This window comes from Cucumibacter marinus DSM 18995, from assembly GCF_000429865.1.
Lineage (GTDB): Bacteria > Pseudomonadota > Alphaproteobacteria > Rhizobiales > Devosiaceae > Cucumibacter > Cucumibacter marinus.
This window is the reverse complement of sequence record NZ_KE386978.1, coordinates 395,306-409,156: the sequence shown is the minus strand read 5'-3', so window position 1 is coordinate 409,156 and position 13,851 is coordinate 395,306. Positions and strand designations below refer to the sequence as shown.

Below are 13,851 nucleotides of genomic sequence, written 5' to 3'. Positions count from 1 at the left end.
GCAAGCCCGAGGGTGACGAGCGACGCAGCTTCTCCGCTTAGTTCAGCCGTCTTAGTCATTGCGATGCTTCAAATGTGCCGGACAGAATCAGCGAAATACCCTGCGCTGTTCCCTTTGCCATGCGCGATTAAACCATCGAACATGATGCTTGACCTGTTGCCGAATTTCTGGCGCACCCAGTATTCGTGAAGCCCTATACGCATAGGTTAGAAAATTACGTCTCAGACCCAGGTGTGTATACTTACTGCGTGCCTCTCGCTGGAACACCCTGGAGGGCGGCACATTATTCAGCTTAGCAGCCACCATCTTTGCATGAATGCCTCGCGCCATCTTATTTCGATACCGGGCAATAGATGATGGTCGAATCAACGTGGACGCTCCATCAAAAGTAAACCCGAGGTATTGAATTGCGTGATCACAACTCTGTCCAAGATCACTAAAATGTGAAACTTCACTCTTGTCTGGAGATAAACATAGTTCAAAGTCAGCAATAATTTTCTCAGTTAATCCAATCCACTCCTTCGTGTCTATTTTGGAGGGTAGTACAAGTGCAATGTCATCTGAATATCGTCTGTATGATCCACCAGCCCGGCTGGTCAAATCTTCCATAATCCGGTCAAACTCAATCATGTATATGTTGGCGTAGAGACCTGACACGGGTGTACCTTGAGGAATACCGAATGGTTGGTCATGAACCCGGACTAACCCATTCTTCACACCCCGCACGTGTGTCTTAAAGTCTGACTGACTACATACGCGTCCAAATCGCGATCGGTTAGCGCCGAGTATGAAGTCAAGATCTTCCGATTCGACCCAAGAATATTTGGTAATATTCCTAAAAACGGTCCAGTCATGACCTTGAAGTCGATTTGTTTTTAATATGAACTTCAAGGAATTCTTTAATATTGTATGATTGATTGAATCAAAGAATCCCGAAATGTCCACTGCAATAACGGCGCAGCTCTCGTTGCTCCGTATTTCATCGAATAACGACTTGGCATGATGGATATTCGTCTTGCCAGTTGGGCGATATGCCAGCACTCTCTCCGAGAGCCCGAATTCTCGGAGAGCTGCCTCATACTTCTCGGAAAGATAGCTTGAATATGCCTGAAGATAAGAAGCGTCACCGTGAGACGCAAAACGAATGAGCCGCGGCTTCGTTTTTACTTCAAGAGAGCCATTGGATTTACGAACAACGCGACGTCTAAAATCGGTAAATCCCAACAACGGCAAGAATCTGTGAGTTGGGTCGTGTGAAGACAAATCCAATACCAGGTCGTCGCCCGAGAGTGGATCGTCAAAATGTTTGTAAGATCTCGACTTGGTCAGCGCGTGATGAACGAATTCATCGGTTTCGGGATCGAAGCTGTCTAGATCATCAAGTAGGTCTGAGCCGGGCATCTGTGATACCGTTCATCTGACACCCGGCTCTGTTACCTAACTCCGCGATGCGAGGCATCCGTTCGCTGCTTACCTAGTGTGCTATAGTAGCACCATGTGTCGAGGAGACGAGATGGCTTTCGCCACTGTACTCGCGGCGGCAACGCGAATTGCGCTTGCCGTCCTAAACACACGCCGCCTAGGCCGGGCGCCTAGGGCCGCAATAAGATAGTGGTTGCCGAGGACTATTCAAGGGTGCCGAAAAGTATTTCTTGTGGAAGGCACACCTGCAGCAGCCACGCCTCACTCAGTGAGCCGCTTCCCAATTGTCCGCCGCCTTGGCGTCGACCTGGAGCGGGACGCGCAGTTTCACCGCCGGTTCGGCGGCGCCGATCATCACCTCGGTGATCAGCGGGATGGCCTTGTCGGTGGCATCGTCCGGCACCTCGAAGATCAGTTCATCGTGCACCTGCAACAGCATTTCGGCGGGCACAGATGATTTCTCCAGCACCCCTTCCATGCGGATCATGGCGCGGCGGATGATGTCTGCCGCCGAGCCCTGGATCGGCGCGTTGATCGAGGCGCGCTCGTAAAAGGCGCGGTGATTGGGGTTCGAGGTGTTGATGTCGGGGTAGTGGCATTTGCGCCCGAAGATCGTCTCGACATAGCCATGCTCGCGCACGAACTTCTTTTGCGCTTCCATATAGTCCTCGATGCCCGGAAAGCGCTCGAAATAGGTCTTGATGTAATCCCCGGCCTCACTGCGGGAGATGCCGAGCTGGTTGGCCAGACCGAAGGCCGAAATGCCGTAGATGATGCCGAAATTGATCGCCTTGGCGCGCCGGCGGATCATCGGATCCATGCCCTCAACCGGGGTGTTGAACATCTCGGACGCGGTCATGGCGTGAATGTCGAGACCGTCCTCGAAGGCCTTTTTGAGCGCATCGATATCGGCGATATGCGCCAGCACCCGCAACTCGATCTGGGAATAGTCCGCCGAGATCAGCTTCTTGCCCGGCGCGGAAACGAAGGCGGTGCGGATCTTGCGCCCGTCCTCGGAACGCACCGGAATGTTCTGCAGGTTGGGATCGTTCGAGGACAGCCGCCCGGTGATGACGGCGGCCTGCGAATAGGAAGTGTGCACCCGCTTGGTCTCGGGATTGATGTGTTCGGGCAGGGAATCCGTATAGGTGGATTTCAGCTTGGTGAGCCCGCGCCAGTCGAGCACGCGCTGGGGCAGTTCATGCCCTTCCGCGGCGAGGGTATCGAGCGCGCTGGCGCCGGTAGCCCAGGCGCCGGTCTTGGTCTTCTTGCCGCCTTCAAGCCCCATCTTGCCAAACAGGATGTCGCCCAACTGCTTGGGCGAGCCGACATTGAACTTCTCGCCGGCCAGCTCGTGGATTTCCGCTTCGAGCGCGGCGGCGCGCTGGGCGAAATCGCCCGACAGCCGGGCGAGGATCTGCCGGTCGACCGAAATGCCGCGCCGCTCCATGCGCGCCAGCACCGGGGCGAGGGGCCGTTCGAGGGTTTCGTAAAGCGTGGTGGCGCCTTCCGCGACCAGCCGGGGCTTCAAAACCATCCACAGCCGCAAGGTGATATCGGCATCCTCGGCGGCGTATTTCGTCGCCGTCTCGATGTCGATCTCATTGAAGGTCTTCATCGATTTGCCCGAGCCCGCAATCTCCTTGAACGGGATCGGGGAATGCTTGAGCCAGCGCTCGGACAGCGCATCCATGCCATTGTTGCGCGCGCCATCGAGCGCATAGGCGATCAGCATGGTGTCGTCGATGGGCGCAAGATCGATGCCGTAGCGGGCGAGAATGCCCATATCGTATTTGAGGTTCTGCCCGATCTTCAAAATGCCGGGGTCTTCGAGAACCGGCTTGAGCGCCTCGATCACGGCGCGGGTGTCGAGCTGGTCCGGCGCACGGCCGCCGCCGAGCAGATCGTCGGCACCCTCGGTGTGTTCGAGGGGGATATAGCAGGCTTTGCCCGGCGCGGTGGCAAGGCAGATGCCGACAAGCCCGGCCCGCTGATTGTCGAGCCCGGTGGTCTCGGTATCGATCGAAACAAAGCCCTGATAGCGGATGGTCTCGATCCAGCTCTCGAGCACCGCCATGTCGGTGATGGCCACATAGCCGGTGTGATCGACCGGGATCTCGGCGATCTTCGCAGCCTGGCGCTCGGCGAATTCCTCCGGGGTCGGGTCGCCGCCCGAATTGGCGATGTCGGTGCGCCCGGCCTCGGCCCCGTCCGCCGCCCCGCCATCAGCGGAAAGCGTGTCGTCGGCGTCGAATTCATTGGGGTCGGCATCGAGCAGCCCGGCTACCCGGCGGGTGAAGGTGTTGAACTCCATCGCCTTGAGGAAGGGGATCAGCGCCTTGGCATCGATCGGCTGACGGGCGAGGTCCTCCATCGGGTGCTCGACCGGCACGTCTTTCTTCAGCGTGACGAGCTGATGCGAAATGCGCGCCTGCTCGGCGAATTCGATGAGGTTTTCGCGCCGTTTGTTCTGCTTGATCTCGGCGGCATGCGCGAGAAGGTTTTCAAGGTCGCCATATTCATTGATCAGCTGGGCCGCGGTCTTGATGCCGATCCCCGGCACGCCGGGCACATTGTCGACGCTGTCCCCGGAAAGCGACTGCACCTCGATCACCTTGTCGGGCCCGACCCCGAATTTCTCGAACACCGCCTCGGCATCGATCACCCGGTTCTTGAGCGTATCGAGCAGCGATATCTGATCGGACACCAGCTGCATGAGATCCTTGTCGGTCGACACGATGGTCACCTTGCCCCCCGCTTCAGCGGCCTGGGTGGCATAGGTGGCGATGATGTCGTCGGCCTCATAGCCTTCCTGCTCGATGCAGGAGATGGAAAAGGCCTTGGTCGCCTCGCGGGTGAGGGGAAATTGCGGGATCAGGTCTTCGGGCGCATCCGGCCGGTGGCCCTTGTAGTCGGGATAGATCTCGTTGCGGAAGCTCTTGCCCGAATGGTCGAATATGACCGCCATATGGGTCGGCTCGTCGGCACCCTTGAGGTCCTCGGTCAGCTTGAACAGCATGTTGCAAAAGCCCGAGACGGCGCCGACGGGCAACCCGTCCGACTTGCGCGACAGGGGCGGCAGGGCATGAAAGGCGCGAAAAATGAAGGTCGAGCCGTCGACGAGAACAAGGTGCATGGCGGGCAACAATTTTGTGTGCAATCGGGAGGGCGAGCCTATCCGATGGCACCGGCCAAGCAAAACCCGAAATGAGGGCAACACCCGAACTGCAGCCATGCCCGGTTGTCTGCTGACCCCGGCTGACGGTTCACGCGGCTGAAGTGGCGGGCGCCGGCGCCGGCAAGGCGCATGGCGTGGGCGGATCCGGTTCCCGGTGGCCATCGGCCGGCCTGGCCGAGGCCTTCCGGCGGCCCCGCGCCAGCACCACCCGGTCGCGGCCGCGCGATTTGGCGACATAAAGCGCCCGGTCGGCCCGCCGCATCAGGGTTTCGAGATCGGTCTTGCCTGCGGTGCCCGCCGCCACCCCGATGCTGACGCTCGGATAGGGCGGGGCCAGATCGGGCCCGCGGAAGGACTGGGCGAAATGACTTCGGACGCGCTCGGCGATCGCCGCGCCCGCGGTGCCGTCGCAGCCTGGCAGCAGGATGCAGAATTCCTCGCCCCCCAGGCGGTAGAGCCCGTCGGATTTGCGCAGCCGCGAGCCGGCGATGGCGCCGAAAGCGACCAGCACCGCATCCCCGGCGCTGTGGCCATAAGTGTCGTTGATCACCTTGAACAGGTCGAGATCGCAGATCATCAGGCAGACCGGTTCCCGGTTGCCCCCGGCCCGGATCAGACTGTGGGCATCTTCCTCGAGCGCCCGGCGGTTGCGCAGCCCGGTCAGGGGATCGCGCAGGGCCCGGTCGCGCTGAACGATCTCGAGCCGCTCCTTGCTCATCGACACCATCAGGACCGTCGCCGAACCGGCAACGATCAGGATCACCATGACATAGAGCGAGGCTGCATCGCTGGTCTGCGGCAACCCGCCAAGCGGAAAGGGCAGAAAGAACGCCCCGAGCACCCTGAACCCGCACAAGACCGCCAGGACGCTGATGACCAGCGTGGCGGCCCGGCGCGACGGCAGATCTTCCTTGTGTCCGCGCTTGAGTTCATGCGCCGCGAGGGCGGAGAACCCGGCCATCACCATGGAGGCCAGGGCCACGCGCAGCGGCACGCTGTCGGCAAAGCCAGGCAAGAGCACGAGACCGGACCACAGGGCGATCACCGCCACCAGCGGCCATGGCGAGACCTGGCGCCGCTCGAAGGTGCGCGTGCCCTGCCAGATGCACCAGAAGGTGGCAAATACCAGCGCGTTCGAAACCATCATGTCGATGGGCGTGCCCTTGGGCGTTGCATCGCGATAGGCGAAGAAGGTGCCCGCCACCATGGCCGACGGCGCCGCCCACCACAAAAGCCATGTGGCGCGTCGATTCTGAGACCAGAAATAGACCAGCTGAAGCGATACAAGGGCAATGATGACCGTGCCCAGCAGCCTCAATGTGTAGAAATCAACGGGCAAGCGCATCCCCCCTGAATAGGGGAAAACCCTATATCCAGCCGGTTACCGGCATCTAAACAATTGAACGCCAGCTGCAAATATCTGCAGGATTTCAAACCGGGAAAGCGTCTCCCGGGACCAGCCGGTATGAAATTGGTACTTTAACCGGTTTCAGGGCGGTCAGGCCCCCGCGGTCTCCGGTCCGGTCACCGGCGCCCGCAGCCGCAGCCCGAGTTGGTCGCGGGCCAGGATCACCCGGTTGCGGCCTCGCGCCTTGGCGACATAAAGCGCCCGGTCGGCGCGCTGCAACAGGGTTTCGAGACTGACCTCTCCCGCGATGGAGGTTGCGATACCGACGCTGACGCTGGGCAGGGGCGGCACGAAATCGAAGGTCTCGAAGCTGTCGGCGAATTCGCGGCGGATACGATTGGCGATCTTGCGCGCGCCTCGGTCGGTCGTGCCGGGCAAGAGCGCGCAGAACTCCTCCCCGCCAAGCCTGTAAAGCGAGTGCTGCGCCCCCAGCCGCGCCTCGGCGATCGCCCCGAAGGCGATGAGCGCCATGTCACCGGCCCTGTGACCATACCGGTCATTGATTTTCTTGAAGTGATCGAGATCGAACATCAACACCGAAAGCGGGGCGTTGCGCCTCGCCTGCCGCCGGGCAATCGCAGGCGCGTCCTCCTCGAAGGCGCGGCGGTTTCTGAGGCTGGTCAGCGGATCGTGGGCGGCGAACTGGCGCTGTGTGCGTTCTTCGCGCTCCTTTGAAAGAGACACGATCAGCAAGGTCAGCGTGGCACCATGCGCGATCACGATTCCGGTCTGAATGACGAAGGCCGCCTGGGTCGGCTCAAGACCGCCAAGCGGGAAGGGCAGGAAAAAGGCTGCAAACACCCGGAAGGCGCTGAAAGCGGCGAGCGAACCGGCAATGATGATGGCCATGCGCCGGGACGGCAGGCGTTCTGTCCGGCCGCGCCAGAATTCGAACGCGGTCATGCCAAGAAAAGCGGCCCGCGCTACTGAAGACGTCGAGACCCGCAGCGGCACGCTCTGAGCGAATTCGGGGATCTGGCAGGCGAGCACCCAGCCCCCTGCCGCCACAAGGATTGGCCAGACCGTGATCCGGCGCCGCTCGAACAGCCGCGCCCCCTGCCACAGGCACCAGAAACAGGTGAGCAACACGGCCTGCGGCCAGGCGAGGTCCAGGGCCTCGCCCGCAACCGGGCCGCTGCCATAGGCACCCAGTGCCGCGATGGCGATCAGGAACGGCGCAGCCCACCACAGCAGCCAGATGGCGTGGCGGTTCTGTAGCCAGAAATAGATCATCTGCGCTGCGACCAGCGCAAACAGGCAGTTGGTCGCAAACAGAACGGGGACAGGATCGAGGGGCACGGTGCCTCCTTCAAACGATCCCGAACGATACCAGTGTGGAGTTACCCTGTTCTAAACGCTGAAAAACCCGCGAGAAGATCACACACTGCGCGGCACGAATTGCGGGCGCGGGCCGCCCAGCAGCATCGCCCAGTAAATACCGTAGCGGCTGTCGCGCTCCGGCCCAACACGGGCGGCAGCCAGCCCATAGGCGTCAAAGGCCGGATTGAGCATGTTTTGCCGATGGCCTGGCGACCGCATCCACCCGCCAAGCGCCGAGGACACCGAAACCCGGCCGGCAGAAAGGTTCTCGGCTGCCGGACCGGAAAAGCCGGTGCGCTTGATCCGCGCGCCGAAATCATTGCCCGCTGATACGCTGTGGCTCATCGTGTCGGCCTCGGCCATCAGCCGGGCCTGGTTATTGGCCGCGATCTGCAGGACGCGGTCATGATGCAGCTCCTGAAGCCCGTGCTGACGCCGGATTTCGTTGATCGCGGCTTCGGCGGCGCGCTGATCGACCGAGACCGGATCGAAATCACTGCTACTGCCAAAGGTGCAGGCGGTGAGAAACGGCGTTGAGGCAAATAATCCGATCAGAACACGGCGCTGCATCCGGGGATTCTCCAAGAGCTGGGGGCGAACACTTCACGGGGTTTATCAGTCGCCCCATCTCTGAAAAAGGGCAAAACGGGTCGAAATCAAGGCGGATGGGCGTTCGAGGGCAGGGTCAGAACCCATAGGCTGCGCGCGACGGGTATTCGGCTGCGCGCTTTCTGCACATGAATGCGCAAGGCTTGCGCAAACCCGCCGCGATGATGTGCCGATTGGCCCGGCATCATCACCGGCATGACAAAGGCTGCATATTCCCACCCTTCACACCGCTTGCGTCCCGCGGGCTTTCCCCCTCGCGGCGCGCCGATGCCTGAGCGCATCGCCACAGACAGCTGGTGGCTGACGGAGGCCGGTTCGGCCTTTGCCCGCCACGCCGCCCTTCTGCCTCCTGCCGAACGCCGGCGGGCCCGCTTTCATGTCGGCTGGCCCGAACCCGGCACTGACGGGGGAGAGCATCATGAGCGATGAAACCATGGATGCACCGGCTGGCCGCATCACGTCACCGCCGGCAGCACGCCTGCCCAAGCGCCCGAACCGCACCCTTCGCCGCTTCGGCCTCGCAGCCCTGATCGCACTGATGGCGGCGAGCCCCTTGATGTTTATGACGGTTGAAACAACCGGGCAGGGTACGCCGGTCGGCATCAGCTTCATCCTCAGCGTGTTGCTCATTATTCCTTTCCTTCTCGGCGGCCATGTCTACTCGCCCCTTGGCTTGGGGCTGTCGGCGACCTTGTTCGTGGCACTGACGGGTCTGGCCGTCATCGCGGCGCATTGGCCCGGCCTCCGGCACCGCCCGACCTGGCCGGCGGGTCTGTTGCTTGTCGGCGCCACATTGCCCCTGGTTGAGAATGTCAGCTCGCTTTCGGTGCTGGCCTCCCTCGGCATGCTCGGGCTTCTGGCGCTTTATGCCGCCGGCCGGCTGGATGGCGGACCGGTCGCCGCGCCGGGCGCGCTGATCGGCTTCGTGCTGTCGGTGCCCGCCCAATGGTTCCGCGGGCTCGTGGCCATCATCGTCCTGCCGGCCCAGATCCACCTGAAACCCGGCGGGCTGACCGGCTGGATCCTGCCGCTGGGTGTGGCGCTGATCTTCGCGGCGCTGTTCGTCAACGCCAATCCGGTGTTCGAGCTGGCGACCGTCAATATCTGGACCTTCGTCAATCTCTCCTGGCTGACCCCGGTGCATGCCATCGAGTTTCTGGTCGCCGGCGCGCTGGTCTGGCCGTTCATCGCCATGACCATGCGGCGTCGCGCAAAGGCAAAGGCGGCAGAGGCGCCACTTGCCGAAGCGATGCTGGGCAAGGCGCTCTTCAACGATGCCTCGATCCTGAGATCGCTGATCGTGTTCAACCTGTTGTTCGCGCTGCAATCGGTCTCAGACATTGCGATCCTTTGGGGCGGTGCGGCGCTGCCCGAGGGCCTGACCTATGCCCAATACGCCCATCGCGGTGCCTATCCGCTGATCGTGACCGCGCTGCTGGCGGCGGGCTTCGTCATTCTCTCGACCCGGCCCGGCAGCACCGCGGCGGCCTCGCGCCCGATCCGCTGGCTGACGATGATCTGGGTTGCCCAGAATGTGCTGCTGGTCGCTTCGGCGATGACCCGGCTCGGGCTTTACGTCGAAGCTTACGGCCTGACCCATCTGCGCGTCGCCGCCTTCTTGTGGATGGGGCTGGTGGCGCTGGGGCTGGTGCTGATCATCGTCAAGCTGAGCCGCGCCTATGCTCTCGCCTGGCTCATCGGGGTCAACGGACTCGCGGCGATGGCGCTGATCTATGGCGCCTGCTTCGTCGACTTTTCGAGCCTCATCACCCGCTACAATCTCGACCACAACCATTACAAAGCCGGCGATGTGCCTGATGGCGCCTATCTGATTGCGCATATCAGCGACCTTGGCGCCGGCAGCCGCGTGGGGATCCAGAAACGGCTTCTGGCCGAACGCCAGGCCGACTGGCGGCTCTGGACCTTTCGCGACTGGCGCATGATGCGCTATGTCGAAGGGCTTGAGGCGGAGGCGGACCGCGAAGCCGCCACAAAGCCGGATGACAGTGAAGCACCGGCACCGGAAGACGCGGAACCGGTGCGCGACAAACCGGTGAGGGCACCGTCAACAGCGCGAAACGAGACCGCGCAAGACGAGACCGTGCAAGACGAGACTGTGCAAGACGAGACTGCGGCAGGGGGCGAAACAGATGGCGGGACATACCATCCTGGTGGTCGATGACGACCCCCATATCCGCGAGGTGCTGTGCTTTGCGCTCGACAGGGCCGGCATGGCCACCGAGACGGCGAAGGATGGTGCGTCGGCGCTTGCGCGTTTCGGTGGCGGCGGGATCGATCTGATCGTCCTCGATGTCGGCCTGCCGGAAAAGGACGGGCTCGAACTCTGCCGCGACATCCGGCGGGTGTCCGAAGTGCCGATCCTGTTCCTTTCCGCCCGCGACGAGGAAATCGACCGCATTCTGGGTCTCGAGATCGGCGGCGACGACTATGTCACCAAGCCGTTCAGCCCCCGTGAAGTCGTGGCGCGGGTCAAGACCATTCTCAAGCGCTATGTCGCCGCCCCGTCGACCGAAGCTGCCCATGGCAAACAGGCCCTGCCGGGGCTGACGATCGAAGCGGAAGCGCGGCTGGTAAGCTTTGAGGGCAATCCGGTCGCGTTGACCGGGCTCGAATTCGAGATCCTCTCGATCTTTGCCGCCCGGCCGCGCCAGGTCTTCACCCGCGGCCAGATCATGCAGGCGGCCTATGGTGGCGATTTCGCAGTCTCAGACCGCACCGTCGACAGCCATATCCGCAATATCCGCGCCAAGCTGGCTGACGCCGGCTGTTCCGAGGCCATCACAACCGTGCATGGCATCGGCTTCCGGCTGGGCGGGCCGAACGGTATTGGCGCGTGACGGACACTCCCCGCGTGACCCGCAAATGGCGGCCGTCCCTGCCGCTGGTGATTGCCGCCGTGCTCGGCAGTGTGCTGGCGCTGTCGCTCGGCGGGGTCGGCGTCTATGTTGTGCTCACCGAAAGCCGTGGCGTGGGGCAGCTTCTGAGCCTTGGCCTTGTGGCGCTCGGGGTCATCGTCGCGACTGTTGTTATCGGCTTCGTCTTCGCCCGCACCCTGACCGGTCCGGTGCGCGACCTCACCCGCGCCAGCACCGCCATCCGCCGCGACGGCCGCGCCGCCATCACGCCCTTGCCCGCCTATGGCACGGCGGAGATCGCCGCCCTGTCCCAGCATTTTTTCGATCTCGCCCGACACCTTGTCGACCGCCGTGACCGCGCGGCGAGTTTCGCCGCTCACGTTTCGCACGAGTTCAAGAGCCCGGTCAGCGCCATTCGCGGGGCCGCCGAGCTGATGCGCGAGGCCGGCGATGCCGGCATGACCGAGGCGGAGCGCGAACGGTTCCTCACCAATATCATCGCCGACACCGCAAGGCTCGAGGCGCTGCTTGCCCGGCTGCGGGCGATCGCCATGGCCGAGGCCGAACAAACCCCCGGCCCGGCGGATATCGCCATGATCATGGGCGGGCTCGAAAAGCGGTTTGACGGGCTCGCCATCACCGTCAACGGTCCCGCCAATCTGCCGCTCGCCATCGGTGAGGCGGCGCTGACCGCGATCCTCACCCATCTGACCGAGAACGCTGCCGAGCACGGCGCGAACAGCCTGGTGGTGACCGTCACGCGCGAAGGCCTGCGCGGCATCATCCGCATCGCCGACAATGGCACGGGCGTTTCCCCGGGCAATCGCGAGCGCATTTTCGAGCCCTTCTTCACCACAAGGCGCGAGAAGGGCGGCACCGGCATGGGCCTCGACATCACCGCCGCGCTTGTGGCAGGCCATGGCGGTACCATTGCCCTTGGTCAAAGCGAGGCCGGGGCAGCCTTTGTCATCGAACTGCCGGTGCACCCCGGCCCGGAGCGCTGATGGCGTCTGCCCCCAAGCCTGAAACCATTCATGCCGATCTTGGCGACAAATTCTTCGTACCGGTCGAACCGGCCGATTTCCCGAAAACCGACATCCGCTTCCGCAATCAGCGCTGGGCCGAGCGGGTCGGGCTGGGCGCGCTGAACGAAGCCGAATGGCAGAAGCGTTTCGGGCGCTTCAAACCGCTTGCGGGCACGTTCGAAAAGCCCCTGGCGCTGGCCTATCACGGCCACCAGTTCCGCACCTATAACCCTGAGATCGGGGACGGGCGCGGGTTCCTGTTCGCCCAGCTCCGCGACCTCGAGGACAACCGCCTGCTCGATCTCGGCACCAAGGGGTCGGGCCGGACCCCGTTTTCGCGTGGCGGCGACGGACGGCTGACGCTCAAGGGCGGGGTGCGCGAGGTGCTGGCGAGCGAAATGCTCGAAGCGCTCGGGGTCTATACTTCCAAGAGCTTTTCGCTCATCGAGACCGGCGAACAGCTGTTGCGCGGTGACGAACCCTCGCCGACCCGCTCCTCTGTGCTGACACGGCTGAGCCATTCCCATATCCGCATCGGCACATTTCAGCGTCTTGCCTTTGAGAAAGACACCGAAGCGCTCGAAAAACTGGTGGCGCATAGCGTCACCCACTACCTGCCCGAGGCCGAACGCGGTTCGGTGAGCGAGACCGCCGCGGCGCTGCTCGAGGCGGTGGCGCTTCATGTCGCCCGGCTTGGCGCACAATGGGTCGCGGCGGGCTTCGTGCATGGGGTGCTCAACTCGGACAACATCACCATCACCGGGGAAAGCTTCGATTATGGCCCCTGGCGGTTCCTGCCGCATTACGAACCCGGCTTCACCGCCGCCTATTTCGACGAGACCGGGCTTTATGCCTATGGCCGCCAGCCCGAGGCGCTGGCCTGGAACCTGACCCGGCTTGCCGAATGCCTGATGCCCTTGTCCGACCGCGAAACGCTGGAACCGGCGCTCAACGCGTTCTGGCCTGCTTTCCAGCGCGAATTCCGCGCGCGGGTGTTGGCCCGGTTGGGGCTCAAATCGGCAGGCGAAGAAGCAGATACGGCCACCGTGACCGGCCTCTTCGGGTTTCTCGAAGCCAGCCAGGCACCGTTCGAACAGGTGTTTTTCGACTGGTATGGCGGGCTCAGGAGCGAAGAGCGGGCACTCGCCGGCCCGCTCGCAGCGGCCTATCGCGGCGGCAGTTTCGTGCCGTTCCGCATGGCGCTTGAAGCGCATGAACCGCGCGGTGGTCTCAGGCTCGATCATGCCTATTTCACGCGGCCCCAACCGCGCTCGATGGTGATCGAGGAAATGGAAGCGATCTGGGCGCCGATCGCCGAGGATGACGACTGGACTGCCTTCGAGGAAGCAATCGCCGAGATCCGGGAGATGGGCGAGGCCTATGGCAACGGCCCGGGCGGGGCGGACGTCTTCACGCCGACCCCAAAAGCCGACTAACTTGCCGGGCGCAAACCGGTCTCGACCAACAGGCCTTTGGCCTTGGCGTGATAATAATAGCCCGAAGCGTAATAGCGCACCGCAAGGTCGTGGTCGCCTTCGGCCACGATATAGGCGCCGCGCAGATATTTGACCGCATATTTGAGATTGGTCTCGGCATCGAGCAGGCCCGAGGGCGGGCCGCGATACCCCATGGTCTGGGCGGTCTGCGGCAGGATCTGCATCAGCCCGTAATAGGGGCCGTTGCGCGCCGCCGGATTATAGGTGCTCTCGCGTCTGACGACCCGATGCACCAGCGAGGGCGGCACATCATAGATCGCGGCATATTTGGCGATCAGCCGGTTGACCTCGGGGGAGCCGGGATTGTTGGGCTGGGAGAAATCGGGCGCTGTAAGGGTGGCGATGATCCCCGATCCGCCACTCGAAGAGCCGGGGCCGATAGACGGCGAACACGCCACCGCAGCAAACAGCAGATATATGACAAGGATCGCCCGCATCGACACCTGTTCCGGCACACCAGTTTCGCGCCTTTTGACGGGCCATTGCGGCGGCATGATGGTGAGCCGATGCATCTCGA

At 62.7% G+C, this 13,851-nt stretch carries 11 protein-coding genes; 5 read left to right on the top strand and 6 right to left on the bottom strand.

The window, feature by feature from the left end:
* Positions 1-87 precede the first annotated feature (87 nt).
* From drt2 to G489_RS20970, 5 genes are all read right to left on the bottom strand, one after another.
* On the bottom strand, positions 88-1,401 hold the full coding sequence (drt2, locus tag G489_RS22335; protein WP_081691619.1) for an antiviral reverse transcriptase Drt2: 1,314 nt from the start codon (positions 1,399-1,401) through the stop codon (positions 88-90).
* A 286-nt stretch (positions 1,402-1,687) separates the two neighbouring features.
* Positions 1,688-4,558, bottom strand: a complete 2,871-nt coding sequence (gene polA / locus G489_RS0115370; protein WP_035872866.1) for a DNA polymerase I — start codon at positions 4,556-4,558, stop codon at positions 1,688-1,690.
* A 130-nt stretch (positions 4,559-4,688) separates the two neighbouring features.
* Positions 4,689-5,939 (bottom strand): GGDEF domain-containing protein, encoded by a 1,251-nt coding sequence (locus G489_RS20980; RefSeq protein WP_162142445.1) that lies wholly within the window; start codon positions 5,937-5,939, stop codon positions 4,689-4,691.
* 159 nt (positions 5,940-6,098) lie between these two features.
* On the bottom strand, positions 6,099-7,307 hold the full coding sequence (locus tag G489_RS20975; RefSeq protein WP_051332708.1) for a GGDEF domain-containing protein: 1,209 nt from the start codon (positions 7,305-7,307) through the stop codon (positions 6,099-6,101).
* A 78-nt stretch (positions 7,308-7,385) separates the two neighbouring features.
* A complete protein-coding gene (locus tag G489_RS20970; protein ID WP_051332707.1) occupies positions 7,386-7,898 on the bottom strand; it encodes a CAP domain-containing protein in 513 nt (170 codons plus the stop codon).
* Between the two features lie 306 nt (positions 7,899-8,204).
* Here G489_RS20970 and G489_RS22625 point away from each other — a divergent pair, with 306 nt between their 5' ends.
* Genes G489_RS22625 through G489_RS20960 form a run of 5 tightly spaced genes read left to right on the top strand, consistent with a single transcriptional unit; the run spans position 8,205 to position 13,274 of the window.
* Positions 8,205-8,366 carry a hypothetical protein gene (locus G489_RS22625; RefSeq protein ID WP_162142444.1) on the top strand — a complete coding sequence of 54 codons (162 nt, stop codon included), beginning with the start codon at positions 8,205-8,207 and terminating at the stop codon, positions 8,364-8,366.
* Positions 8,356-10,119, top strand: coding sequence for a DUF4153 domain-containing protein (locus G489_RS20965; RefSeq protein ID WP_051332706.1), 1,764 nt, complete (start codon positions 8,356-8,358; stop codon positions 10,117-10,119). Before G489_RS22625 ends, G489_RS20965 begins: the two co-directional genes overlap by 11 nt.
* Positions 10,088-10,795 carry a response regulator transcription factor gene (locus G489_RS0115340; protein WP_029042262.1) on the top strand — a complete coding sequence of 236 codons (708 nt, stop codon included), beginning with the start codon at positions 10,088-10,090 and terminating at the stop codon, positions 10,793-10,795. The genes G489_RS20965 and G489_RS0115340 overlap by 32 nt, the downstream gene beginning before the upstream one ends.
* Positions 10,792-11,817 (top strand): sensor histidine kinase, encoded by a 1,026-nt coding sequence (locus G489_RS0115335; protein WP_029042261.1) that lies wholly within the window; start codon positions 10,792-10,794, stop codon positions 11,815-11,817. The genes G489_RS0115340 and G489_RS0115335 overlap by 4 nt, the downstream gene beginning before the upstream one ends.
* Complete coding sequence (locus tag G489_RS20960; protein WP_051332705.1) at positions 11,817-13,274, top strand: protein adenylyltransferase SelO family protein; 1,458 nt, start codon at positions 11,817-11,819, stop codon at positions 13,272-13,274. The genes G489_RS0115335 and G489_RS20960 overlap by 1 nt, the downstream gene beginning before the upstream one ends.
* Here the strand turns inward: G489_RS20960 and G489_RS22905 are convergent.
* Complete coding sequence (locus G489_RS22905; RefSeq protein WP_210162616.1) at positions 13,271-13,846, bottom strand: transglycosylase SLT domain-containing protein; 576 nt, start codon at positions 13,844-13,846, stop codon at positions 13,271-13,273. The genes G489_RS20960 and G489_RS22905 overlap by 4 nt on opposite strands.
* Positions 13,847-13,851 lie beyond the last annotated feature (5 nt).

Bases quoted from the DNA above. Each gene is read 5' to 3' on its own strand.
- G489_RS20970 (WP_051332707.1), bottom strand. From the start codon at position 7,898: ATGCAGCGCCGTGTTCTGATCGGATTATTTGCCTCAACGCCGTTTCTC.
- G489_RS20965 (WP_051332706.1), top strand. From the start codon at position 8,356: ATGAGCGATGAAACCATGGATGCACCGGCTGGCCGCATCACGTCACCG.
- G489_RS20960 (WP_051332705.1), top strand. From the start codon at position 11,817: ATGGCGTCTGCCCCCAAGCCTGAAACCATTCATGCCGATCTTGGCGAC.
- drt2 (WP_081691619.1), bottom strand. From the start codon at position 1,401: ATGCCCGGCTCAGACCTACTTGATGATCTAGACAGCTTCGATCCCGAA.
- G489_RS22905 (WP_210162616.1), bottom strand. From the start codon at position 13,846: ATGCATCGGCTCACCATCATGCCGCCGCAATGGCCCGTCAAAAGGCGC.
- G489_RS22625 (WP_162142444.1), top strand. From the start codon at position 8,205: ATGCCTGAGCGCATCGCCACAGACAGCTGGTGGCTGACGGAGGCCGGT.
- polA (WP_035872866.1), bottom strand. From the start codon at position 4,558: ATGCACCTTGTTCTCGTCGACGGCTCGACCTTCATTTTTCGCGCCTTT.
- G489_RS0115340 (WP_029042262.1), top strand. From the start codon at position 10,088: ATGGCGGGACATACCATCCTGGTGGTCGATGACGACCCCCATATCCGC.